The sequence below is a fragment of the Streptomyces sp. NPDC006235 genome (assembly GCF_040613735.1).
GTDB lineage: Bacteria > Actinomycetota > Actinomycetes > Streptomycetales > Streptomycetaceae > Streptomyces.
The window spans coordinates 136,950-159,230 of record NZ_JBEXSR010000005.1 but is presented as its reverse complement, the minus strand read 5'-3'; the positions used below and the strand labels follow the sequence as shown (position 1 = coordinate 159,230).

At 72.5% G+C, this 22,281-nt stretch carries 22 protein-coding genes; 11 read left to right on the top strand and 11 right to left on the bottom strand.

Translation table 11 applies throughout. The annotated features are described in order from the left end of the window. Positions 1-114: 114 nt before the first annotated feature. Together ABZ192_RS08285 and ABZ192_RS08280 are read right to left on the bottom strand one after the other, a co-directional pair. Positions 115-990 carry a hypothetical protein gene (locus tag ABZ192_RS08285; RefSeq protein WP_356923725.1) on the bottom strand — a complete coding sequence of 292 codons (876 nt, stop codon included), beginning with the start codon at positions 988-990 and terminating at the stop codon, positions 115-117. Positions 991-1,126: 136 nt separating this feature from the next. Beyond that, complete coding sequence (locus ABZ192_RS08280) at positions 1,127-1,423, bottom strand: hypothetical protein (RefSeq protein ID WP_356923724.1); 297 nt, start codon at positions 1,421-1,423, stop codon at positions 1,127-1,129. Between the two features lie 99 nt (positions 1,424-1,522). On the opposite strand from ABZ192_RS08280, the gene ABZ192_RS08275 reads away from it, so the two are divergent. Further along, the gene (locus ABZ192_RS08275; RefSeq protein ID WP_356923723.1) at positions 1,523-2,425 is read left to right on the top strand and encodes an oxygenase MpaB family protein; all 903 of its coding nucleotides are present in this window, start codon (positions 1,523-1,525) and stop codon (positions 2,423-2,425) included. An 81-nt stretch (positions 2,426-2,506) separates the two neighbouring features. Here the strand turns inward: ABZ192_RS08275 and ABZ192_RS08270 are convergent, their stop codons facing one another. Then, on the bottom strand, positions 2,507-3,106 hold the full coding sequence (locus ABZ192_RS08270) for a class I SAM-dependent methyltransferase (RefSeq protein WP_356923722.1): 600 nt from the start codon (positions 3,104-3,106) through the stop codon (positions 2,507-2,509). A 152-nt stretch (positions 3,107-3,258) separates the two neighbouring features. Between ABZ192_RS08270 and ABZ192_RS08265 the strand changes: the two genes are divergently transcribed. From ABZ192_RS08265 to ABZ192_RS08245, 5 genes are all read left to right on the top strand, one after another. Continuing rightward, positions 3,259-4,032 (top strand): MHYT domain-containing protein, encoded by a 774-nt coding sequence (locus ABZ192_RS08265; protein WP_356923721.1) that lies wholly within the window; start codon positions 3,259-3,261, stop codon positions 4,030-4,032. A gap of 167 nt (positions 4,033-4,199) precedes the next feature. Continuing rightward, the gene (locus ABZ192_RS08260) at positions 4,200-6,779 is read left to right on the top strand and encodes a nitrate- and nitrite sensing domain-containing protein (RefSeq protein WP_356923720.1); all 2,580 of its coding nucleotides are present in this window, start codon (positions 4,200-4,202) and stop codon (positions 6,777-6,779) included. Next, the gene (locus ABZ192_RS08255) at positions 6,776-7,213 is read left to right on the top strand and encodes a roadblock/LC7 domain-containing protein (protein ID WP_356923719.1); all 438 of its coding nucleotides are present in this window, start codon (positions 6,776-6,778) and stop codon (positions 7,211-7,213) included. Before ABZ192_RS08260 ends, ABZ192_RS08255 begins: the two co-directional genes overlap by 4 nt. Positions 7,214-7,235: 22 nt before the next feature. After that, entirely contained in the window at positions 7,236-7,646 is a 411-nt protein-coding gene (locus ABZ192_RS08250) for a DUF742 domain-containing protein (RefSeq protein ID WP_356923718.1), read from the top strand. 89 nt (positions 7,647-7,735) lie between these two features. Further along, positions 7,736-8,341, top strand: a complete 606-nt coding sequence (locus ABZ192_RS08245) for an ATP/GTP-binding protein (protein WP_356923717.1) — start codon at positions 7,736-7,738, stop codon at positions 8,339-8,341. A 15-nt stretch (positions 8,342-8,356) separates the two neighbouring features. Here the strand turns inward: ABZ192_RS08245 and ABZ192_RS08240 are convergent, their stop codons facing one another. Continuing rightward, entirely contained in the window at positions 8,357-8,785 is a 429-nt protein-coding gene (locus ABZ192_RS08240) for a PPOX class F420-dependent oxidoreductase (RefSeq protein WP_356923716.1), read from the bottom strand. A 102-nt stretch (positions 8,786-8,887) separates the two neighbouring features. Between ABZ192_RS08240 and ABZ192_RS08235 the strand changes: the two genes are divergently transcribed. The 4 genes from ABZ192_RS08235 to ABZ192_RS08220 all read left to right on the top strand — a co-directional run bounded on the left by ABZ192_RS08235 (position 8,888) and on the right by ABZ192_RS08220 (position 11,604). Next, entirely contained in the window at positions 8,888-9,301 is a 414-nt protein-coding gene (locus tag ABZ192_RS08235) for a roadblock/LC7 domain-containing protein (protein ID WP_356923715.1), read from the top strand. A gap of 126 nt (positions 9,302-9,427) precedes the next feature. After that, complete coding sequence (locus tag ABZ192_RS08230; protein ID WP_356923714.1) at positions 9,428-10,318, top strand: DUF6397 family protein; 891 nt, start codon at positions 9,428-9,430, stop codon at positions 10,316-10,318. Between the two features lie 118 nt (positions 10,319-10,436). Beyond that, entirely contained in the window at positions 10,437-10,808 is a 372-nt protein-coding gene (locus tag ABZ192_RS08225) for a VOC family protein (protein ID WP_356923713.1), read from the top strand. 10 nt (positions 10,809-10,818) lie between these two features. Further along, positions 10,819-11,604, top strand: a complete 786-nt coding sequence (locus ABZ192_RS08220; RefSeq protein ID WP_356923712.1) for a DNA-formamidopyrimidine glycosylase family protein — start codon at positions 10,819-10,821, stop codon at positions 11,602-11,604. Between the two features lie 96 nt (positions 11,605-11,700). On the opposite strand, the gene ABZ192_RS08215 is transcribed toward ABZ192_RS08220, so the two are convergent. The 3 genes from ABZ192_RS08215 to ABZ192_RS08205 all read right to left on the bottom strand — a co-directional run bounded on the left by ABZ192_RS08215 (position 11,701) and on the right by ABZ192_RS08205 (position 16,137). Beyond that, positions 11,701-12,597 (bottom strand): DMT family transporter, encoded by an 897-nt coding sequence (locus ABZ192_RS08215; RefSeq protein ID WP_356923904.1) that lies wholly within the window; start codon positions 12,595-12,597, stop codon positions 11,701-11,703. 116 nt (positions 12,598-12,713) lie between these two features. Next, entirely contained in the window at positions 12,714-13,586 is an 873-nt protein-coding gene (locus ABZ192_RS08210; protein WP_356923711.1) for an acyl-CoA thioesterase II, read from the bottom strand. A 37-nt stretch (positions 13,587-13,623) separates the two neighbouring features. Next, positions 13,624-16,137, bottom strand: a complete 2,514-nt coding sequence (locus tag ABZ192_RS08205) for a DUF3516 domain-containing protein (RefSeq protein WP_356923710.1) — start codon at positions 16,135-16,137, stop codon at positions 13,624-13,626. A 145-nt stretch (positions 16,138-16,282) separates the two neighbouring features. On the opposite strand from ABZ192_RS08205, the gene ABZ192_RS08200 reads away from it, so the two are divergent. Next, on the top strand, positions 16,283-17,077 hold the full coding sequence (locus ABZ192_RS08200; RefSeq protein WP_356923709.1) for a metal-dependent hydrolase: 795 nt from the start codon (positions 16,283-16,285) through the stop codon (positions 17,075-17,077). A gap of 36 nt (positions 17,078-17,113) precedes the next feature. On the opposite strand, the gene ABZ192_RS08195 is transcribed toward ABZ192_RS08200, so the two are convergent. From ABZ192_RS08195 to ABZ192_RS08180, 4 genes are all read right to left on the bottom strand, one after another. Continuing rightward, positions 17,114-17,359 carry a type B 50S ribosomal protein L31 gene (locus ABZ192_RS08195; protein WP_086563794.1) on the bottom strand — a complete coding sequence of 82 codons (246 nt, stop codon included), beginning with the start codon at positions 17,357-17,359 and terminating at the stop codon, positions 17,114-17,116. A 35-nt stretch (positions 17,360-17,394) separates the two neighbouring features. Then, a complete protein-coding gene (locus tag ABZ192_RS08190) occupies positions 17,395-17,865 on the bottom strand; it encodes a DUF5709 domain-containing protein (protein WP_356923708.1) in 471 nt (156 codons plus the stop codon). A 791-nt stretch (positions 17,866-18,656) separates the two neighbouring features. Continuing rightward, entirely contained in the window at positions 18,657-20,438 is a 1,782-nt protein-coding gene (locus tag ABZ192_RS08185) for an ABC transporter ATP-binding protein (RefSeq protein ID WP_356923707.1), read from the bottom strand. Beyond that, positions 20,435-22,240 (bottom strand): ABC transporter ATP-binding protein, encoded by a 1,806-nt coding sequence (locus ABZ192_RS08180; RefSeq protein WP_356923706.1) that lies wholly within the window; start codon positions 22,238-22,240, stop codon positions 20,435-20,437. Before ABZ192_RS08180 ends, ABZ192_RS08185 begins: the two co-directional genes overlap by 4 nt. Positions 22,241-22,281: the final 41 nt, after the last annotated feature.

Here is a 22,281-nt window from a genome sequence, read left to right as displayed (position 1 = left end):
GGCCGAAGACCGCACCGGCTCGCTCCGGCCGTACGGCCTGCCGGCTCGCTCCGGCCGTACGGCTTACCGGCTCGCTCCGTCCGTACGGCCCACGGTCTCGGTTCGGCCCACCGGTCAGTTCGGCCGTACGGCCATCTTGTCGAGGGCTTCGAGAAGACCCGGCAGTTCCGGCCCCCGCCCCACCGGCAGGACCTCGCCGGGTTCCTCGTCGAGCAGCACGAAGGCGATGTCGTCGGTCCTGGCCACGAGCGACCAGCCGGGGCCGTCGGCCCGCAGTGTCCGCGCGTCACCGGGCGCGAACGACGACCGGACCCGGCCCAGCGGAGGCGGCGAGTCGATGTAGGTGCGGGCCTCCGCGAGGACGCGCCGGATGCCGCTGTGGCCCTGCTGCCCGTTCTCCCCGCCTCCGCCCGGGCCGTCGGCTGCAGCGCCCCCGTCGCCCGGTGCCGGCGAGGATCCCGGTGCCGCTGACGACCCTGGTGCCGGGAAGGCCGAGTCGTCGACCTGTTCCCGCCAGGTCGCCCACTGAAGCGCGATCTCGTCCGCACCCAGACGCCGCTGGGCGGGGCCCCAGACGGTGGTGTCCGGCGGAGCCAGCGGAGGCCGGTCGTCGGCCTCCGGACCGGGATCGTGCGGCGCGGGCACCCCGGGTGCCGCGACGGCGACCGCGAGGGGCCAGCCGGGCAGCGCCGCGACGACCGTGCGCTCGTCGGGCGACAGTTCGTACTCCATGCCGCAGTCCCAGGAGGCGATCGCGACGGCCACCAGGGAGACGTCGTCGATGACCACGGTCCACCGGGCGCCGTCGCCGTCCTGGCCGAGCACCAGCCCGTACCCGTCGGCGAGCGGCGCGAGGCCGAGCGCCGCGCACGCCTCCGGATAGTCGTCGCCCAGCACGCTCGGGAACTTCGCCGGCGTCAGCAGCACCGCCGTGAGCACATAAAGCGCATCGTCCTCGGCGGCGACGGTGTCCTCTTCCGTCCCGGCCATCCCAGCCTCCCCATCGGTTCGTCCACCGGCGCGCACCCTAGTGTGCGCGGAAGCCCCTTGTCACGGCCCCGCAGGCACACGCGGAGCTGCCGTTTTCCGGCGGACGGGGGCGAATCGGCCGTCCCGGCCGGGTCTGTCACTCCGCGGGCAGCCCCAGCAACTCACGGGCAACGGTCCGGGGTGACTGGCCGCGTTCCCGGGCCAGCGCGATGACGGCCCGGCAGGCCAGCTCGTTCACCCCGAACGACAGCGCCTCGGGCGACACCCAGCCGGCCGCCTCGTCGGCCCGCTCCTGGTCGTCCTCCGCGCCCGCCGTGACGTAGGCCGCGGCCGCCTCGAAAAGATTGTGCGGACGCTTGTCCCCGCCGACCTTCGGTTCCGTGCGCATGGCATGAGCGACTCTGCCTCCGGCCTTGCGGACCTTGCCCCACATGCTGACCACCTTCCCCCTGTGCGGATGTCCCGCCGTACCGGTCATCTTCCGGACTCCAACGTAAAGTTGCAGTTCCGGTGACAGAAGGGGGAGGGCACTGTGAAGCGCTTCGCGCGCCTGGAACAGATACGGCGAATGGACCCGTACCGGCAGGCCACGGAGATCTACCGGCTGAGCGTGGCGTACGAGTTCCCGTGGGACTTCACCCGCGCCCTGGAACTGGCCCTGTACCGCACCTACGCGGTCCCGAGCATCGGACGGCTGCTCGCCGAGACGGCGGAGCTCACACAGCGGACGCAGAAGCGCTACGACGACACGTCGCTGCTCCTGGACGCCGTGGTCGAGCACGGCTTCGGCAGCGACCAGGGCAGGATCGCGATCCGCCGCATCAACCAGATGCACCGCAGCTACGACATCAGCGACGACGACTTGCGCTACGTGCTGTGCACGTTCGTCGTGGTGCCCAAGCGGTGGATCGACGCCTACGGGTGGCGCAGGATGTCGCGCCACGAGACCGTCGCCGGCGTCGTTCACTACCGCACGCTCGGCCGGCACATGGGCATCAAGGACATCCCCGAGACCTACGAGGAGTTCGAGGCCTGCCTCGACGACTACGAGGCGGCCCACTTCGCCTGGGACGAGCAGGCCCGGCGGGTCTCGGACGCCACGCTGGACCTGATGTCCTCCTGGTATCCGCGCCCGCTCGCGCCGCTGCTGCGCACCACGACCCTCGCGCTGCTCGACGACTCACTGCTGTGCGCCCTCCGTTACACGCCGCCGAGCGCCGCCACGCGCGCGTGGGTGCGTCGCGCGGTACGGCTGCGGGGCCGCGCCGTCCGGCTGCTGCCGCCCCGGCGCGCCCCGCACTTCGCCCGACAGAACTGGGAGATCAAGGGCTACCCGGACGGCTATCGGCTCGCCGACCTGGGCACGCGCCCCGTGCCCGGCGTCCGGGGCTGTCCTGTGCGGCACGTGGCGGCGCCGGACGCGGAGGCCGGGTGATGCGGTTGCTCGGTCTTGGCGGACGGCGGCTGCTCGGTCTTCGCGGACGGTGAGTGCTCAGTCCTGGCGGACGGTGAGTGCTCAGTCCTGGCGGACGGCGAGTGCCAGAAAGCGGGAGTCCTCGTCGACGTACGACGTCATGCGCCACCCGGAACCGGCCAGCAGCGGCCGGAGGTTGGGCTCGGCACGCAGGTCGTCCGGGGTGAGCGCGCGACCGTGGCGCGCGGCCAGGGCCGCCCTGCCGATCGGGTGGAACAGGGCGAGCACGCCACCGGGTCGCACCACGCGTGCCAGCTCGCGCAGGTTCTCGGCCGGACTCGCCAGGTGCGAGATCAGCCCTGCCCCGAACACGGCGTCCAGCGAGTGCGAGCGCAGCGGCAGCGCGGCGACGTCCGTGAGCAGCAACGCCCCGTCACGGTGCCGTCCGGCCCGCACGGCCTCCCGCAGCATGGCCGGGGTCAGATCGGCGCCGAGCACCACGCCCGACGGCCCCACGGCGGCACGCAGCGGAGGCAGGGCGCGTCCTGTGCCGCACCCCGCGTCGAGCACCCGGTCACCCTCCCGCAGTCCGAGTTCGGCGACCGCGGCCGCGTAGGCCGGACCGTCGTCGGGGAACCGGCTGTCCCAGTCGGCGGCGCGGGCGGTGAAGAACTCCTGGACACGCGTCTGGTCGTCGCTCATGTACCGCATGATTCCTCACCGGCACGGATGACGCCTCAGTGCACACGTTCGAGCGTGACTCGATCGTTCCGGTACATCCTTGCGTCATATTCCAACACCTTTCGAAATGCGCTCCCTTCGCGCGCCCCTGGCGGGTCTAGCGTCCCGGAGCCATGGGACACCTGGACCACGCCGCCCTGGGGTGGCTGACCCCCGCGCTGTCGTACGTGATGGCCTGCACCGGCGCCGCACTAGGACTGCGCTGCACCGTCCGCGCGCTCGCCGCCACCGGGCGCTCGCGCCGCAACTGGCTCATCACCGCCGCCTCGGCGATCGGCACCGGCATCTGGACCATGCACTTCGTGGCCATGCTCGGTTTCAGCGTCGCCGGCACCGATATCCGCTACGACGTGCCGCTCACCCTGCTGAGCCTGCTCGTCGCCATGGTCGTGGTCAGCGCCGGCGTCTTCGCCGTCGGCTACAGCCGGGACCGCGGCCGGGCCCTGCTGATCGGCGGGCTCACCACCGGCCTCGGCGTCGCGAGCATGCACTACCTGGGCATGGCGGCCGTCCGCCTGCACGGTGACGTGGCCTATGACCCGGTGCTCGTCGGGCTCTCCGTCCTGATCGCCGTCGTCGCCGCGACGGCGGCGCTGTGGGCGGCGCTCAACATCAAGTCGCCCGTCGCGGTCACCATCGCCTCTCTGATCATGGGCGCGGCCGTCAGCAGCATGCACTACACCGGGATGTTCGCGGTGAGCGTGCGCGTGACGCCCTCGGGGGAGGCACTGCCCGGGGCCACGGCGATGCAGTTCGTCTTCCCCCTCGCCGTCGGCCTCGGGTCCTACCTCTTCCTGACCTCCGCCTTCGTCGCGCTGTCGCCGACGGCGGGAGAGCGTGAGGCGTCCGCGTCGGCCCAGCGGCCGGTCGAGAACGTCGCCCGCTGACCCCGACAGACGCCGACGGACGGGCGACAGGCACTTCGGGCAACAGGCACTCCCGGCGACAGGCCCTCCGGACGGCCCGTCGGCCTGGTCGGCAGACCCCTCAAGCCCGGACGGCACCCCCCGAAGCCGGGGTGACACGCCCCGAACCACCCCCGAGCGAGGAGTTCATGCGTACACCCCGTAGGACCCCCGAGGCAGCCGCCGAGGCGCCGCCCCCGCCCGTGCGCGGTCGCCGCGCGCACGCCGGACCACCGGCCGACGAGGGCGGCCAGGCCCCCTCGGAGGCCGCACCGGACGGAGCGGCCACGCGTGCGGAGCGCTGGCACATACGCCCCCGCACCGTGCGCGCCAAGATCGTCTGCCTGCTGATGGTGCCGGTCGTCTCCCTCCTGGCCCTGTGGGCCCACGCCACGGTCACCACCGCCCAGGACGTCTCCCGGCTGCGGCAGGTCCAGCGCGTGGACGCCACGATCCGGGCCCCCGTCTCCGCCGCCGTCGCCGCCCTCCAGGCCGAGCGGGCGGCCGCCGTACGCCATGCCACCGACCCCTCCGCCGTGGGGACCGACGAGCTGGACGCACTCGCCCGGCGCACCGACCGGGCCGTCGCGAAACTGCGGCTCGGCGAGAACAGCACCGTCGCCGACAGCGAGGAGCTGCCCGCCGGAGTCGCCCGCCGGCTGGAGGCGTTCGTCACGGGTGCCGGGCACCTGCGTGCGCTGCGGACCGAGGTGCGGGACCGGCGCGCGGGCTGGGCCGAGACGTACAGCCGCTACACCCGGACCATCTCGGAGGCCCTCGGCGTCGGCGGTGCCCTCACCGGCATCCAGGACGCCGACCTAGGCTCTGACGCGCGCGTGCTGCTCGAATTCTCCCGCGCGGGCGAGGCTTTGGCCCGGGAGGACGCCCTGTTGGCGAGTGCCCGGCCGTCCGGGACGCTGGCCGGGGAGCGGCTTCGGCTCTTCACCGGCGCCGTCGAAGTGCGCCGCACCCTGACCGAGTCGGCCGTCGCCGACCTGCGCGGCACCGAACGCGCCGGGTGGGACGCCCTCACCGACAGCAGCGCCTACGCCGGGCTGGTCGATGCCGAGGACGAGGTCCTCGCCGCCGGACCGGGTGCCAAGGCGATCGAGGCGGTACCCGGAAGCACCTGGGACACCGCCCACGCGCGCGTGCTGAACGGCATGCGCACGGTCGAGGACGATGCCGCACGAGGCGTCGCGCAGCGGGCCGACCCGTTCACCCGGGGACTGCTCACCCCGGCCGGCGCGGCCGTCCTGCTCGGCCTCGCCGCCGTCGCCGCCTCGCTCGTCATCTCCGTACGCATCGGCCGCGGCCTCGTGGTGGAGCTCGTGAGCCTGCGCAACAGCGCCCTGGAGATCGCCCGGCGCAAACTCCCCGAGGCCATGCGGAGACTGCGCGCGGGCGAGGAGATCGACATCCGCGCCGAGGCACCGGCGGGACCGGCCGCCGAGGACGAGACCGGACAGGTCGCCGAGGCCCTCGGCACCGTCCACCGGGCCGCGTTGCGGGCCGCTGTCGAGCGCGCCGAACTCGCCAGCGGCATCTCCGGCGTCTTCGTCAACCTCGCGCGCCGCAGCCAGATCCTCGTCCACCGGCAGCTGAGCCTGCTCGACAGTATGGAACGCCGCTCGGACGACCCGAACGAACTGAGCGACCTGTTCCGCCTCGACCACCTCACCACCCGGATGCGGCGCCACGCCGAGAGCCTGATCATCCTCTCCGGAGCGGCCCCCGGCCGGGCCTGGCGCATGCCCGTCTCCCTGACCAACGTCGTCCGCGCGGCCGTATCCGAAGTGGAGGACTACGCGCGCGTGGAGGTACGGCAACTCCCCGAGGCGGCCGTCGTCGGCGCGGCCGTCGCCGACCTCACGCACCTGCTGGCCGAGCTCATCGAGAACGCCGCGCAGTTCTCGCCGCCCCACACACGCGTGCGCATCACCGGCGAACCCGTCGGCAACGGCTACGCCGTCGAGGTCGAGGACCGCGGCCTCGGCATGGGCAAGGAGACCCTCGCCGAAGCCAACCGCCGCATCGAGCAGTCCGAGACGCTCGACCTGTTCGACAGCGACCGGCTCGGCCTCTTCGTGGTCAGCAGGCTCGCCGCCCGGCACGGCGTCAAGGTCCACCTGAGGACCTCGCCGTACGGCGGCACCACCGCGGTCGTCCTGGTGCCCACCGCCCTGCTGCACACCGGGGCCGCGGAACGTTCCCACAGTGAAGCCGAGCATTCCCACGGCGAAGCCGAACGTTCCCACGGCGGAGCGGTGTACGCGCGGCAGCCCGAGCAGCGCGCCCACCCGCGCGTGCCCGACGGCATCCCGCATCAGGACACCGTCACCGACGCCGCCCCCGACGCCCTCCCCGCCCCGGCCGACAGGCGCTCCCTGGTGGCTCCCGTCCCGACCGCCCCGCAGACCACCAGCCACACCCCACCCCCAGGAGTCGCCACCTTGCGACTGCACCGGCCCGAGCAGCCCGAAGACTCCGACGACCTCCCACGTCGCGTACGGCAGGCCAGCCTCGCGCCCCAACTGCGGAACGGGCGCCCCGAAGAGCCGCCGCCCTCGCCCGCACCCCGGGACGACGAACGCACGCCCGAGGCCGTCCGGGACCGCATGGCGGCCTACCGCGCCGGCTGGACGCGCGGCGGCGGCAGGCCACCCGGCCGCGGAACCACCACCCCCGGTCCGACGGGCAGCGACAGCAGCGAAGGAGACCCCGCATGATCCAGGACCCGAGCAGGCATTCCGCCCGGAGCTCCGGCGAACTCGACTGGTTGCTGGACGATCTGGTGCTCCGCGTGAGCGAGAGTCGGCACGCCGTGGTGCTGTCCAACGACGGCCTCGCCGTGGGCGCCTCGACCGACCTGCGCCGCGAGGACGCCGAGCACCTCGCCGCGGTCGCCTCGGGCTTCAACAGCCTCGCCAAGGGAGCCGGGCGGCACTTCGGTGCCGGCGGGGTCCGCCAGACCATGGTGGAGATGGACGAGGGCTTCCTGTTCGTGGCCGCCGCGGGCGACGGATCCTGCCTCGCCCTCCTCACCGCCGTGACCGCCGACATCGGCCTCGTGGCCTACGAGATGGCACGCCTGGTCAAACGCGTCGGCGAGCACCTCGGCACCGCGCCCCGCGTCGGCGCCCGGCCCCCCGCCGCCGGATGAACCGAGAGGGCGGTCCCCGCAGATGACCGAGGACATGACGGGCCCCCCGGCCGAGCAGGGCAGCCAGTGGTACGACAACGAGGCCGGCCCGCTCGTCCGCCCCTACGCCATGACGGGCGGACGCACCCGGCCCGCCCCCACCGGCGTGCGGTTCGACCTGATCGCCCTGGTCACGCTCGACCCGGCCGCACCCGGCGTGGACGACGCCCCGCTCGGCCCGGAACACCGCAACCTCCTCGACCTGTGCCGTACGGAGACCCAGTCGGTCGCCGAACTCGCCGCGGGCGCGGACCTGCCCGTGGGCGTCGTCCGGGTCCTCCTCGGCGACCTCCTGGAACTCGGCTGCGTCACCGTCAGCCGCCCCGTGCCGCCGGCACAGCTGCCCGACGAGCGGATTCTGCGCGAGGTGATCGCAGGACTGAGGGCGCTGTAGACGCATGACACCACCCCGCACTCACCTCACCCTGCTCACCTCACCCTTCCCACCTCACCCTTTGCCGGCACTCCCGAGAGAAGTGATCAATGGTCTCCGAGCACTCCGACGCAACCGGCGGCGAGACCTCCGCACTGGCGTTGAAGATTCTGGTCGCCGGCGGGTTCGGCGTGGGCAAGACCACCCTGGTGGGCGCCGTCAGCGAGATCCGGCCGCTGCGCACCGAGGAACTGCTCAGTGAAGCCGGCCAGTTGGTGGACGACACCGACGGCGTGGACCACAAGACCACCACGACCGTCGCCATGGACTTCGGACGCATCACCATTCGCTCCGGCCTCTCCCTGTACCTGTTCGGCACACCGGGCCAGGACCGGTTCTGGTTCCTGTGGGACGAGTTGTCGCAAGGGGCGCTCGGCGCGGTGGTCCTCGCGGACACCCGGCGCCTGGAGGACTGCTTCCCCGCGGTCGACTACTTCGAGCACCGGCGCATCCCCTTCGTGGTGGCCGTCAACTGCTTCGCGGGCGCCCGGCACCACGGCGCTCCGGACGTCTCACGCGCCCTCGACCTCGACCAGGGCACGCCCGTGGTGTTGTGCGACGCCCGTGACCGTGACTCGGGGAAGGAGGTGCTGATCCGGCTCGTCGAGTACGCCGGGCGGATGCACACCGCCCGGCTCCTCGACTCGGTCGGGTGACCGGGTGTCTCTCTGTCAGTCCGCGACGTCCCGCTCCGCCAGGACCTTGTCGATGGCGACCCGGACGAGGAGTTCGCCCGGGACCCCGTTGCGGGCGCCGAACTCCTCGGCGCGCTCCTCGCCCATGTACCGGGCGCCGATGCGGGTGGCCCACTGCCGTATCTCGTCGAGATCCTCCGAGACACGGGCGCGGCCCCGCACGACCACGAAGGAGTACGGCGGCCGGTCGTCGTCCACGCACAGGGCGACCCGGCCGTCACGGATGAGATTGCGTCCCTTCACGGTGTCCTTGCCGGTGTTGAACACCAGCTCGTCGCCGTCCAGGACGAACCAGATCGGGGCCACGTGCGGGCTCCCGTCGGCCCGGACCGTGGAGAGCTTTCCGGTGCGGGTGCCGTGGGAAACGAACTCCCGCCATTGCGCGTCGGTCATCTTCTCTGCCATGGCTCCCATCCTCCTTGCCCCGACCGCGGTCGTGGGGAAGGCTGGCGTGGAGATCCTCCGGCCAGGAGGAGAATCGCACGGGGAGAAAACGGGGAGATCGGAATGGCGCAGAACCAGGGACTGGACTGGCTGCTGGACGACCTGACCGAGCGCGTCCACCAGGTGCGGCACGCACTGGTCCTGTCCAACGACGGCCTGGTGACAGGGGCGAGCACCGGACTGCGCCGCGAGGACGCGGAGCACCTCGCGGCCGTGTCATCCGGACTGCACAGCCTGGCCAAGGGCTCGGGACGGCACTTCGGCGCGGGCAGCGTACGCCAGACGATGATCGAGTTCGACGACGCGGTGCTCTTCGTCACCGCGGCCGGCACGGGCAGTTGTCTGTGCGTCCTCAGCGGCGCGGAGGCCGACATCGGGCAGATCGCCTACGAGATGACCCTTCTGGTCAACCGGGTCGGCGAGCACCTCGACGTGGATGCGCGCCAGCCCGAGCGGAAACCGGAAACAGGTGCCTGACCTGCACGTTCGTCATCCCCCGCGGAGTTATCCACAGGCTCGCCACGAGATCCGCCGAAGCGGCTACGGTTTTTTCACGGCGACCGCACACGGCGTGAGCCGCCGACTCCACGGGGGAGACCGACCATGTCAGGCACCATCGCGAAATCCGACCGCCTCACCTGCGCCCCGAGCCGGGCCGCCCGCGAACTCGACCTGAAGCGAGGGGAGTTCGACCTGGCGGTGAATCTCGGACTCATTCGGACCGTCCCCGACGAAGGAGGCGCAGGCCGACGGGTCGCCCGCGCCGAGATCGACCGGCTGCGCGCCGAGGACCGCTTCCCCGACGCCTTGCGCGAGCGCGTCGCGACCGCGGGCACCCATGAGGGCGCCGAGATCATGGGCGTCCCGCCCACCAGGTTCACGAGCCTCGCGCGCTTCGGCCTGCTCGTGCCCGTACGGTTCTACCTCAACCGCTACCGCACCGTCGTCTGGCTCTATCTGGCCGAGGAACTAAGGCAGTTCGCCGCCGAGAAGAGCAACGCCCGGCTGCTGGCCGGCCGCGTGCCCGCGGAAGTGCGGGACGGGATGAAGGCAAAGATGGACCGGCGCCCCCGCAACTGGCGGGGACGGCACATCGGGTTCCTGCTGCGACAGGCGGGAGACGACCCGTGGGCGCATGCGGCGGCCGTCGCCTGCCTCCTCGACCCGGCCGACGTGGCGGACGTCGTCGAGGACCCGCACGAGCGCGACCGCCTGAACCGCTACCGCCCCCGGCTCCCGGCCCACGGCGCACCCGGCTCGCCCGCCGCCGAGCGGGCCCAGGAGCTCATGACGGCGAGCGAGCCGGACGAGGTGGCCTGGTTCCGCGCGGACCTCGCCCACACGATGGAAACGGCCCGAAGGCGACATCCGGCACCACGCCCGTCCCCCGAACCGGCCCTACGGGAGGCGGACCGTCCGGCCCTCCCGGACCACGCCCCTTCCCACGGCCTCCTGGGCTGGCTGCGCCGCAGAAGTCGGTGGCCGACGGGGTGACCTTGCCCGCCCTCTGCCGGGAGCGGAGGGCGCGTGCCCCGCTGTCCGCCCGATGAGCGATGAGTTTCCGGATGCGTCCCGGTCCGACCTGTGAGGAGACTAGGTCCGGGAGGCGATCATGTTCGCTACGACGAAGGCGTACAGCGGGTTCTCGGTGAACGACATCGAGGCGGCCAGGACGTTCTACGGGGACACGCTGGGACTGCGCGTCTCGGAAGAGCACGGCATGCTGATCCTTCACATCGCGGGCGACCGGGACATCCTGGTCTACCCGAAGAAGGATCACACCCCGGCGACGTACACCATCCTCAATTTCCCCGTCGACGACATCGAGGCGGCGGTCGACGAGCTGAGCAGAAGGGGGGTGCGTTTCGAGCGCTACGACCACCTCAAGGCGGACGACAAGGGCATCTTCCGCGGCGGTGGCCCGCTGATCGCGTGGTTCACCGACCCGGCGGGGAACGTGCTGTCCGTCCTCCAGGAAACCTGATCCGCCGGTCATGCCCGAGCTGCCCGATGTCGAGGGCTTCCGGCAGGTGCTGGAGTCCTGCGCCAAGGGACGGGTCGTGCGGCGAATCGAGGTGCGGGACGCTGGCGTCCTGCACGGCGTCGGGGGCCGGGGCCTGCGTGACGCGCTGGAGGGACGACGGTTCGGCACGCCGGAGCGGCACGGCAAGTGGCTGCTCGCCCGCACCGGCGGCCCCACCCTCGTGCTGCACTTCGGCATGACAGGCCGACTGGTCTGCGGACGTCCCGAGGACCCCGTCGAAGCCCATGACCGCGTGCTGTTCACCCTGAGCGGCAACCGTCAGCTGCGCTTCCGTGACCAGCGCAAACTCCAGGGCCTGTGGCTGGCCCACGACGACTCCGATCTCGACCGGCTGCTCCGTCGGCAGGGCCCCGACGCGATGGCGGTGGACCGCGCGGAATTCGAGGCGGTGCTCTCGTCGCGCCGCGGGCACCTGAAGACCGCGCTCACCGACCAGTCCGTCCTGGCCGGCCTCGGCAATCTGCTCGCCGACGAGATCCTGTGGCGCGCCCGGCTGCGCCCTGACCGCCGGGCGCGGGAGCTCACCCAGGACGACCGCCGTCGCCTGTACAGCGAGATGCGCAGGACCCTGCGGTCCGCCGTCAACGCGGGGTGCGTGCCGCCGCGGGAATCCTGGCTGACCGGCCACCGCGACGACCCCGACCCCAGGTGCCCGCGCTGCGGCAGCGGCCTGCGGCGGTCCAGGATGGCGGGGCGTGGCACGGTGTGGTGCCCGCGGTGTCAGTCGGACGCGTGATCAGGCGGCGGGAGGGGGAGGGGAGGGGTCACCCCGCCGGGGCCAGGTCCGCCCGCTGCGCCTCCTCACCTTCCCCGATATCGGCGACCACGGCACTCAGGGCACCCCCGCCGTCCGGCGTTCCTCGTCCGGTGTCACGAGCGACTGTGTGAACGGGATCCGCGCCAGGGCGAAGACGCCCGCGGCGATCAGCGCGACACCGAAGAGCTGGGGCAGCAGCCACCACCCGGTGCGGACCGTCTCCTCGTACAGCAGGATGCCGAGGGCGAGGCTCACCAGCGCGTCACCGAGGGTGAGGGCGGGCTGGGAGGCGACCAGCGGGCCGGCCTGCATCGCGTTCTCCAGGAGGAACAGCGCGCACACGCCTGCCGCGGCGAACGCGTAGGTCTGCCAGGCGGTGAGGAAGCCCACGAGTCCCTGCTCGTCGAGGATGTGCATGGCAGTCTTCATCAGCGCCGCGGTCACCGCGTAGCTGATCGCCGTCGCGGCACCCAGACACGCCGCCCGGGCCCGCCCCTCCGGGCGGCGCAGGGCGGCTACGGCGAGGCCGGCGACCGCTCCGGCGCACACGGCGAGGGCGGGGAGCCAGCGGTCCAGCTCGACATGGGTGCGATTACCGGCGGGGGAGGCGGCGGCGAGCGCGACCGCCAGGCCGGCCACCACCACCGTCACGGCCACCCACCCCGTGCGGGGCAGATGCCGGTGCATCAGCAGCGACGCGACGACGAGGGTGAGGGGCAGCTCCAGCACGAACAGGGGCTGCACGATCGTCAGCGGCCCGGTCGCCAGCGCCAGCGCCTGGCAGACGGCGGCGGCGATCACCGCGCCGATGCCGGCCAGCCAGACGGGCCGGCGCAGCAGGTCGGCGATCAGCCCGGCCCGGAGCCCCTGGGAGCGCGGCACGGTGAGTGCCGCCTTGCGTTGCAACACCGTCGCGACGGCGTTGCTGAGGGCGGCGCAGACCGCGAAGACGACGGGGAGCACGGTGTGCAGCGTGGCCACCTCCCGGATCGGCGGGCGTGTGACGCCGGCGGTGCCTCCTCCTGCCATGGTCGCCGGAACCGGGCACGCGCGCGATCGGAGCCGAGCAGCACCCTGTCGCGGTGGGTTCAGCCCAGCTTCCTGAACAACCCCTCCTGCACGACCGACACGACCAGTCGGCCCTCACGGTCGTAGATGCGGCCCCGGGCCAGACCGCGCCCGCCGACCGCGATGGGCGACTCCTGGTCGTACAGCAGCCAGTCGTCCGCGCGGAACGGGCGGTGGAACCACATGGCGTGATCCAGTGACGCCATGTCGAAGCCCCGCGGGCCCCACAGCGGCTCGACCGGGATGCGGACGGCGTCCAGGAGGGTCATGTCGCTGGCGTAGGTGAGGGCGCAGGTGTGCACGAGCGGGTCGTCGCCCAGCGGACCGACCGCGCGCATCCACACGGCGCTGCGCGGCTCGGCGTCCGCGACCTCCTCGGTGGTCCAGCGCAGCCGGTCCACGTAGCGGATGTCGAAGGGCTGGCGGCGGGCCATCCGCTCCAACTGCTCGGGCAGCGTGCCCAGATGCTCGCGGATCTCGTCCGTGACCGTGGGCAGGGACTCCGGGTCCGGGACCTTGCGGGCCGGAGGCAGTTGGTGCTCGAAGCTGCCCTCTTCCGGCTTGTGGAAGGAGGCGGTGAGATTGAAGATCGTACGGCCCTGCTGCACGGCCGTGACGCGGCGGGTCGTGAACGACCGCCCGTCGCGCACCCGCTCGACCTGGTAGACGATCGGCACGCCCGGGATGCCCGGGCGCAGGAAGTACGCGTGCAGTGAGTGCACGGGACGGTCACCGTCCGTGGTGCGGCCGGCGGCGACCATGGCCTGGCCCGCCACCTGGCCGCCGAAAACCCGCTGGAGGGACTCCTGCGGGCTGCGGCCACGGAAGATGTTGACCTCGATCTGCTCCAGATCGAGCAGGTCGACCAGTCTCTCGGCCGGATTCGTCGTCATGCGTGGGATTCTCCTGTGCTCGCTGCTGCCGTGCCGTTCACAGCTGGCCGACGTCGGTGACGCGGACGACCGCCCGGCCCTCGGCGTCGGAGGCGGTGAGGTCGACTTCCGCGCTGATGCCCCAGTCGTGGTCGCCGTTCGGGTCGTGGAAGATCTGCCGGACCCGCCACAGGGCGTTCTCCGGCTCCTCCTCGATGATCAGCAGCTTGGGGCCGCGGGCGTCGGGGCCGGTGCCGAGGTCGTCGTACTCGTCCCAGAACTTGTCCATCGCCTCGCCCCAGGCGTCGGCGTCCCAGCCGGATTCCGCGTCCATCTCGCCGAGTTCCCCGACCTGGTCGAGGGCGGCCAGCTCCACCCGGCGGAACATGGCGTTGCGGACCAGGACGCGGAAGGCACGCGCGTTGGCCGTGACCGGCTTGACCTCGTCGGCCTTCTCCTGGGCCTCCTCAGCGGTCATCTCCTCCGGATTGGCGAGCTGCTCCCACTCGTCCAGCAGGCTGGAGTCGACCTGGCGCACCATCTCGCCCAGCCACTCGATCAGGTCCTGGAGGTCCTCGGACTTCAGGTCGTCCGGGACGGTGTGGTCGAGGGCCTTGTAGGCGCCGGCCAGGTAGCGCAGCACGATGCCCTCGGTGCGCGCCAGCTCGTAGTGGGACACCAACTCCGTGAAGGACAGCGCCCGTTCGTACATGTCGCGGATGACCGACTTCGGCGACAGCGGATGGTCGCCGACCCAGGGGTGGCTCTTGCGGTACGTGTTGTACGCGTGGAAGAGCAGCTCCTCCAGGGGCTTCGGGTACGTGATGTCCTGGAGGCGCTCCATGCGCTCCTCGTACTCGACCCCGTCCGCCTTCATCTGGGCCACGGCCTCGCCGCGCGCCTTGTTCTGCTGGGCGGCGAGGATCTGCCGCGGATCGTCCAGGGTGGACTCGACCACGGACACCATGTCGAGCGCGTACGACGGCGATTCGGGGTCCAGCAGCTCGAACGCGGCCAGTGCGAACGTGGACAGCGGCTGGTTGAGGGCGAAGTCCTGCTGGAGGTCGACGGTGAGGCGGACGATGCGGCCGGCGGCGTCCGGCTCGTCGAGCTTCTCGACGATGCCGCCGTCCAGCAGCGAGCGGTAGATCGCGATGGCCCGGCGGATGTGCCGCAACTGCTGCTTGCGCGGCTCATGGTTGTCCTCCAGCAGGTGGCGCATCGCCTCGAAGGCGTTGCCGGGGCGGGCGATCACCGACAGCAGCATCGTGTGCGTCACCCGGAACCGGGAGGACAGCGGCTCCGGTTCGGAGGTGATGAGCTTCTCGAAGGTCTGCTCCGACCACGCGACGAAGCCCTCCGGGGCCTTCTTGCGGACGACCTTGCGGCGCTTCTTCGGATCGTCACCGGCCTTGGCGAGCGCCTTCTCGTTCTCGACGACGTGCTCGGGCGCCTGCGCGACGACGAAGCCCTCCGTGTCGTAACCGGCCCGGCCCGCGCGCCCCGCGATCTGGTGGAACTCCCGGGCGCGCAGGGTGCGCACGCGGGTGCCGTCGTACTTGGTGAGGGCCGTGAACAGCACCGTGCGGATGGGGACGTTGACGCCCACGCCGAGGGTGTCCGTGCCGCAGATGACCTTCAGCAGGCCGGCCTGCGCGAGCTTCTCCACCAGGCGGCGGTACTTGGGCAGCATGCCGGCGTGGTGGACGCCGATGCCGTGCCGGACGTAGCGGGAGAGGTTGCGGCCGAACTTGGTGGTGAAGCGGAAGTTGCCGATCAGCTCGGCGATCTGCTCCTTCTCCTCACGCGAGCACATGTTGATGCTCATCAGCGCCTGCGCCCGCTCCACGGCCTGCGCCTGCGTGAAGTGCACGATGTAGACGGGCGCCTGCCGCGCCGCCAGCAGGTCGGTGAGCGTCTCCGTGAGCGGGGTGTAGCGGTACTCGTAGGACAGGGGCACGGGGCGGGTCGCCGAGCGGACCACCGCGGTCGGGCGGCCGGTGCGGCGGGTGAGGTCCTTCTCGAAGAAGGACACGTCGCCGAGCGTCGCCGACATCAGCACGAACTGCGCCTGCGGCAACTCCAGGATCGGGATCTGCCAGGCCCAGCCGCGGTCGCCCTCCGCGTAGAAGTGGAACTCGTCCATCACGACCTGGCCGACGTCCGCCTGCTTGCCGTCGCGCAGCGCGATCGACGCGAGTACCTCGGCGGTGCAGCAGATCACGGGGGCGTCGGCGTTGACGGACGCGTCGCCGGTCAGCATGCCGACGTTCTCCGTGCCGAAGATCTTGCACAGTTCGAAGAACTTCTCCGACACCAGCGCCTTGATGGGGGCGGTGTAGAAGGTGACCTCGTCCCGCGCCAGCGCGGCGAAGTGCGCGCCCGCCGCGATCATGCTCTTGCCGGAACCGGTGGGGGTCGACACGATCACGTTCGCGCCGGAGACCACCTCGATCAGCGCCTCCTCCTGGTGGGGGTAGAGCGTGAGACCCCGCTCACCGGCCCACGACTCGAAGGCTTCGTACAGGGCGTCGGGGTCGGCGGTCCGCGGCAGCTGATCGATGAGGGTCACGCCCCCCATCTTGCCTGGCCTCCGGCCCGATGCGGGAATCGGCTGCGGGCGCGAAGATCGCGAACGCTACGCTGTGTCGCCGACGGGATGTCAGCGCGCCGGTCAACTGGACAGCGGTACACGAGGAATGGGGCGGGCCACGCCGATGATGGGACCAGCACACTCACTGTCGGGCGGCGCCGCCTGGCTCGGCGTCGGTGCGGCGGCCGCCGCGGCCGGGCACCCGATGCCCTGGCCGGTCCTCCTCGTCGGCGCCCTGATCTGCGCCGGTGCCGCGCTCGCCCCGGACCTCGACCACAAGGCGGCCACCATCTCCCGGTCCTTCGGACCGCTGTCGCGGTGGCTGTGCGAGATCGTCGACAAGCTGTCGTACGCCGTCTACAAAGCCACCAAGAAACAAGGCGACCCGCGTCGCTCCGGCGGGCACCGGACGCTCACGCACACCTGGCTGTGGGCGGTGATGATCGGTGCGGGCACCTCGGCCGTGGCGATCACCAGCGACCGCTGGGGGGTGCTGGCGATCCTCTTCGTGCACATGGTCCTGGCCATCGAGGGTCTGCTGTGGCGGGCGACGCGCGGCTCCAGCAGCGAGGTCCTGGTGTGGCTGCTGGCCGCGGCCACCGCGTGGATCCTCGCGGGTGTGCTGGATCAGCCGGGCAACGGCGCGGACTGGCTGTTCACGGCGCCGGGCCAGGAGTACCTCTGGCTGGGGCTGCCGGTCGTGCTGGGGGCGCTGGTGCACGACCTCGGAGACGCGCTCACCGTCTCGGGCTGTCCCGTCCTGTGGCCCATACCGGTGGGGCGCAAGCGCTGGTACCCGGTCGGGCCGCCGAAGGCCCTGCGGTTCCGCGCGGGCAGCTGGGTCGAGCTCAGGGTGCTGATGCCGGTGTTCATGCTGCTCGGCGGGGTGGGCTGCGCGGCGGCGCTCAACGTCATCTGAGTCATCTGAGCGCGGGCCGGGCCGGAGGAGACGGGCTCAGCGGCCGCCGTACCGGCGCTCGAACGCGGCGACCCGGCCCTCGGAGTCCACGGTGCGGGCCTTGCCCGTGTAGAAGGGGTGGCTCTCCGAGGAGATCTCCACGTCCACGACCGGATAGGTCTCGCCGTCGTCCCACTCGATGGTCTGGTCGCTGGTCGCGGTGGACCGCGTCAGGAACGCGTAACCGGCGGCCCGGTCGCGGAAGACGACGGGGTGGTAGTCGGGGTGCTTGTCCTGCTGCATGGATGCTCCTCGTGCCGCTCGGGTCGGTGCTGCGATCAGCCGGGCAGGACGTCCTCGTCGACGATGTGCACGGCTGCCTCCTCGGCCGACGCCGCCGCGCCGTCGATGCCCACGTCCATGGCGACCAGCGCGCTCTCCTCGTCCTCGTGCGCGCCCTCGTCAGGGGCGACGAGCCGGCCGGAGCGGGCGGCGCCCACCTCGTTGTCCAGGAGTTCCCCGTCGGTGCCCTGGCAGTCCCCGAGACCGTCACCGTCCGGGGCGACGGACTCCGGCAGCTCCTCGGCGAGCCGCTCGTCCAGCGTCTCGCCCTGCCGCCGCTCCGCCGCCGTGACGCCCCTGTGCTCCACGGCCCAGGGCCGCTCGGGAGGGGACCAGCCGCGGTCGAGGGGATCGTCGACGCCGTCGTACTCCAGGGTGTCCTCGGCGTCGAGCAGCCCCGTGTCCTCTCTCTGCTCGGATGGTTCCGGCTGGTAGACGTCGTCTCCCCAGCCGTCGGAGCTCTTCACGGGTACCTCCAGGGGTGGGGCGGGCCCGTTCACACCGGGGCCCGCGCCGGGCCGCCACACGGAGCACTGACGCCGCCCGCCGCCGAACCGCTGCCGCGGTTCCCGGGCGTTTCCCCGAGCCGGTGCCTGACTCCAGCCTTCCACCCCGGCTCGGGACCGCGCAACGCCACGGAACGCCTCCGGCGGTGACCGGCCAGGTGGCGGACCCGACCCGGACGTGGCCCTGCCCGGCCCGGTCTGCGGTCCTGTCGGGCCCCGGCGTGCCCAGCCACGGCGTGGCCTTGCCCGGGCCCCGATCCGGCATGGGCCGACCCGGCACGGGACCGACGCCGGGGCCTGGCCCCGGCCCCGGTTCTGCCCGGCCCCGTCCTGCCCGGCCCCGTCCTGCCTGGCCCCGTCCTGCCTGGTCACGGCGTGGCCCTGCCCGGTCCTGACCGGGCACGGGCCCGACGCCGGGGCCGCCTTCGGAAGCACCCCCCGGAAGGCGCCCCCGGAGGTGGCCCTCGGAAGGCGTCCCTCGGAAGGCGCCCCCGGACGTGGCCCACCAGGAAGCGGACCTCCGGAAGCGGCCCAACGGGGCGGGGTCGGTCCCGGAAGGCGGGACCGACCCCGATGCCGGACGTATCGGTGCCGGGCCCCGGAACGGGCCGGAACGGAACGGGGCCGGACCGCCAGGCCCGGCCCCTTCAGAGCGGCGGTCGTTCCGGACGCCGCTCTCTCCCGGTCAGGCCCGCCGAGGGCCTGCCTCTCACGAGGTCCTGGTCGCCCCCGGCCGCCTCGTCATCCACCGCTCACCCGTGCCACGACCTCCACAACGCCGCGTACGCCCCGTCCGCCGCCACCAGTTCCTCATGGCTGCCCAGTTCGCTGATGCGGCCGTTCTCGACGACGGCGATGACGTCCGCGTCGTGGGCGGTGTGGAGGCGGTGGGCGATGGCGACGACGGTGCGGCCGTCGAGGACCTTGGCCAGGGATCGTTCCAGGTGGCGGGCGGCGCGCGGGTCGAGCAGGGACGTCGCCTCGTCCAGGACCAGAGTGTGCGGGTCCGCCAGCACCAGGCGGGCCAGGGCGATCTGCTGGGCCTGGGCAGGGGTGAGCGTCAGGCCGCCCGAGCCGACCTCGGTGTCCAGGCCGTCGTCGAGCGCCCGGGCCCAGCCGTCCGCGTCGACCGCGCCCAGTGCCGCCCACAGCTCGGCGTCACCCGCGCCGGTCCGGGCGAGCCGGAGGTTGTCGCGCAGGGAGCCCACGAAGACGTGGTGCTCCTGGTTGACGAGGGCGACATGGGCGCGGACGCGTTCCGCCGGCATCCGGGACAACTCGGCGCTGCCGAGCGTGATGCGGCCGTCCCGGGGCGCGTAGATCCCGGCGAGCAGCCGCCCCAGCGTCGACTTGCCCGCACCCGAGGGACCGACCAGGGCCAGCCGCGTGCCGGGGGAGACCTCCAGGGACACCTTGCGCAGGACGTCCACGCCCTCCACGTAGCCGAAGTGCACGCGGTCGGCGTGCACGTGGCGTCCGTCGGGGGACACGGAGGGGTCGCCGGCGTCCGGCTCGATGTCCCGGACCCCGACGAGCCGGGCCAGCGACACCTGGGCGACCTGGAGTTCGTCGTACCAGCGCAGGATCATGCCCACCGGGTCGACGAGCATCTGGGCGATCAGCGCGCCCGTCGTGAGCTGGCCCACGTCGATCCAGCCGTGCAGGGCGAACACGCCCCCGACCAGCAGGACCGAGCCGAGGACGGTCACGTGGGTGACGTTGACGACCGGGAAGAGCACCGAGCGCAGCCACAACGTGTAGCGCTCCCAGGCCGTCCATTCCTTGATCCGGCGCTCGGACAGCGCGACGCGCCGGTCGCCGAGGCGGTGCGCCTCGACGGTGCGCCCGGCATCCACGGTCTCGGCGAGCGCGGCGGCCACGGCGGCGTACCCGGCGGCCTCCGAGCGGTAGGCGGCCGGTGCCCGCCGGAAGTACCAGCGGCAGCCGGTGATCAGCAGCGGCAGGGCGAGCAGCACGGCGAGCGCCAGCGGCGGCGCCGTGACGACCAGCCCGCCCATCAGCAGCACCACCCACACCACGCCGATCGACAACTGCGGCACGGCCTCCCGCATGGCGTTGGCCAGCCGGTCGATGTCCGTGGTGATCCGCGACAGCAGATCGCCGGTCCCGGCCCGCTCCAGCACGCCGGGCGGCAGTCCGACCGACCGGACGAGGAAGTCCTCGCGCAGGTCGGCCAGCATCCGTTCGCCCAGCATCGCGCCGCGCAGCCGCACCTGGCGGACGAACAGGGCCTGGACGGCCAGCGCCACCACGAACAGCCCAGCGGTGAGTTCCAGCCGCAGATCCCGCGCGCCGTCGGAGACCCGCTCCACGACTCCGCCGAGCAGCCACGGACCGGCCATCGAGGCGACGACGGCGACCGTGTTGACGACGATGAGCAGCACGAACGCCCGGCGGTGCCGGCGCAGCAGTTCGGCCACATAGGCGCGGACGGTCGTGGGGGCGCCGACCGGCAGGGTGTTCGCCGTCGTCGGGGCGGCCGGGTCGTACGCCGGTGGCGCGACGCCGATCATGCCTTCTCCTCGATCTCTTCCAGTTCGTGCAGGACGTCCTTCAGGGCGACGGAACCGGTCTGCGCGACCTCGTCGTCCGTCTCGCGGGTGACCACCGCGCGGTAGCGGGGCTCGGTGTGCAGCAGCTCGCGATGCGTGCCGGTCGCCACGACCTCGCCGTCGTGCAGGAACACGATCCGGTCGGCGCGGTCCAGCAGCAGCGGCGAGGAGGTGAACACCACGGTCGTGCGCCCCGCGCGCAACTCCCGCACGCCCTGCGCGATCCGGGCCTCGGTGTGCGAGTCGACGGCCGAGGTCGGCTCGTCCAGGACGAGCACCTCCGGGTCCGTGATCAGCGACCGGGCGAGCGCGAGGCGCTGGCGCTGGCCGCCGGACAGGGACCGGCCGCGTTCGGTGATCCGCGCGTCCATGGGGTCGGCGGCGTCCACCGAGCCCTGCACCAGCGCCGCCAGCACGTCGTCGCACTGTGCGGCGGCCAGCGCCGCCCGCGGTTCGACGTCGCCCGAGGCGGGTACGTCGAGCAGTTCGCGCAGGGTGCCGGACAGCAGGACCGGGTCCTTGTCCTGGACGAGGACGGCCGTACGGGCACTGTCCAGCGGGAGTTCGTCGAGCGGCACCCCGCCGAGCAGCACCGAGGTGCCCTCCTGCGGCGGGTGCCCGCCCAGCCGTTCCGCCAGTCGGCCGGCCGCGTCCGGGTCGCCGCACACCACGGCGGTGAGCAGGCCGGTGCGCGCGAGGAGTCCGGTGTCCGGGTCGTACAGGTCTCCGGACGGGAGCTCGGCCCCGCGCGACCCGGCGGTGTCGGTGGCCCGCTCCAGCGCCAGCACGCCCGCGGCCCGTTTGGCCGACGGCCGGGAGAAGGAGTACGCCATGGCGATCTCCTCGAAGTGCCGCAGTGGATAGGTGAGGACCATCACCGAGCTGTAGACGGTGACCAGTTCGCCGACGGTGATCCGGCCCTGGCGGGCCAGGTGCACGCCGTACCAGACGACGGCGATGAGCAGCAGTCCCGGCAGCAGGACCTGGATCGCGGAGATCAGGGACCACATCCGGGCGCTGCGCACCGCCGCGTGCCGGACCTCCTGGGAGGCGCGGCGGTAGCGGTCGAGGAACAGTTCCTCACCGCCGATGCCGCGCAGCACGCGCAGTCCGGCGACGGTGTCCGAGGCGAGCTCGGTGGCGCGTCCGGCCTTCTCGCGCTGCACGTCGGCACGCCGGGTGGCGCGGGGCAGCAGAGGCAGCACGGCGAGCGCCAGCACGGGCAGTCCCACCGCGACGACCACGCCGAGCGCGGGCTGGTAGACGAGCAGCGCGACGCAGACCAGCACGATGGTGACCAGCGCCGCGGTGAACCGCGACCAGGCCTCCACGAACCAGCCGATCTTCTCGACGTCGCCCGTGGAGACCGCCACGACCTCACCGGCCGCGACGCGCCGGGTCAGCGCCGAGCCCAACTGGGCGGCCTTGCGGGCGAGCAGCTGCTGGACGCGGGCGGCCGCCGTGATCCAGTTGGTGATGGCGGTGCGGTGCAGGAAGGTGTCGCCGACGGCGTTGCCGACGCAGGCCAGCACCAGCAGGCCGCCCGCCAGGGCGAGTTGCCCGCCGGAGCGGTCGACGACGGCCTGTACGGCGACACCGACGCAGAACGGCAGCGAGGCGACGGAGGCGAAGTGCAGCAGCCCCCAGGCCAGCGACTTGAGCTGCCCGTCCAGCTGATTCCGGAAGAGCCACCACAGGAATCGGGGACCCGAACGCGCGTCCGGCACGCCCGGGTCGGGGTACGGAAGGTCTTGAATCTGCATGACGTCCCAGTGGCTCGTGTCAGGGAAATGGGGATGGAGGA

What these genes read in the sequence shown, in the direction of transcription:
- ABZ192_RS08285 (WP_356923725.1), bottom strand. Translation starts at nt 990, where the DNA reads ATGGCCGGGACGGAAGAGGACACCGTCGCCGCCGAGGACGATGCGCTT.
- ABZ192_RS08280 (WP_356923724.1), bottom strand. Translation starts at nt 1,423, where the DNA reads ATGTGGGGCAAGGTCCGCAAGGCCGGAGGCAGAGTCGCTCATGCCATG.
- ABZ192_RS08270 (WP_356923722.1), bottom strand. Translation starts at nt 3,106, where the DNA reads ATGAGCGACGACCAGACGCGTGTCCAGGAGTTCTTCACCGCCCGCGCC.
- ABZ192_RS08265 (WP_356923721.1), top strand. Translation starts at nt 3,259, where the DNA reads ATGGGACACCTGGACCACGCCGCCCTGGGGTGGCTGACCCCCGCGCTG.
- ABZ192_RS08260 (WP_356923720.1), top strand. Translation starts at nt 4,200, where the DNA reads ATGCGTACACCCCGTAGGACCCCCGAGGCAGCCGCCGAGGCGCCGCCC.
- ABZ192_RS08255 (WP_356923719.1), top strand. Translation starts at nt 6,776, where the DNA reads ATGATCCAGGACCCGAGCAGGCATTCCGCCCGGAGCTCCGGCGAACTC.
- ABZ192_RS08250 (WP_356923718.1), top strand. Translation starts at nt 7,236, where the DNA reads ATGACCGAGGACATGACGGGCCCCCCGGCCGAGCAGGGCAGCCAGTGG.
- ABZ192_RS08245 (WP_356923717.1), top strand. Translation starts at nt 7,736, where the DNA reads ATGGTCTCCGAGCACTCCGACGCAACCGGCGGCGAGACCTCCGCACTG.
- ABZ192_RS08240 (WP_356923716.1), bottom strand. Translation starts at nt 8,785, where the DNA reads ATGGCAGAGAAGATGACCGACGCGCAATGGCGGGAGTTCGTTTCCCAC.
- ABZ192_RS08235 (WP_356923715.1), top strand. Translation starts at nt 8,888, where the DNA reads ATGGCGCAGAACCAGGGACTGGACTGGCTGCTGGACGACCTGACCGAG.
- ABZ192_RS08230 (WP_356923714.1), top strand. Translation starts at nt 9,428, where the DNA reads ATGTCAGGCACCATCGCGAAATCCGACCGCCTCACCTGCGCCCCGAGC.
- ABZ192_RS08225 (WP_356923713.1), top strand. Translation starts at nt 10,437, where the DNA reads ATGTTCGCTACGACGAAGGCGTACAGCGGGTTCTCGGTGAACGACATC.
- ABZ192_RS08220 (WP_356923712.1), top strand. Translation starts at nt 10,819, where the DNA reads ATGCCCGAGCTGCCCGATGTCGAGGGCTTCCGGCAGGTGCTGGAGTCC.
- ABZ192_RS08210 (WP_356923711.1), bottom strand. Translation starts at nt 13,586, where the DNA reads ATGACGACGAATCCGGCCGAGAGACTGGTCGACCTGCTCGATCTGGAG.
- ABZ192_RS08200 (WP_356923709.1), top strand. Translation starts at nt 16,283, where the DNA reads ATGATGGGACCAGCACACTCACTGTCGGGCGGCGCCGCCTGGCTCGGC.
- ABZ192_RS08195 (WP_086563794.1), bottom strand. Translation starts at nt 17,359, where the DNA reads ATGCAGCAGGACAAGCACCCCGACTACCACCCCGTCGTCTTCCGCGAC.
- ABZ192_RS08185 (WP_356923707.1), bottom strand. Translation starts at nt 20,438, where the DNA reads ATGATCGGCGTCGCGCCACCGGCGTACGACCCGGCCGCCCCGACGACG.
- ABZ192_RS08180 (WP_356923706.1), bottom strand. Translation starts at nt 22,240, where the DNA reads ATGCAGATTCAAGACCTTCCGTACCCCGACCCGGGCGTGCCGGACGCG.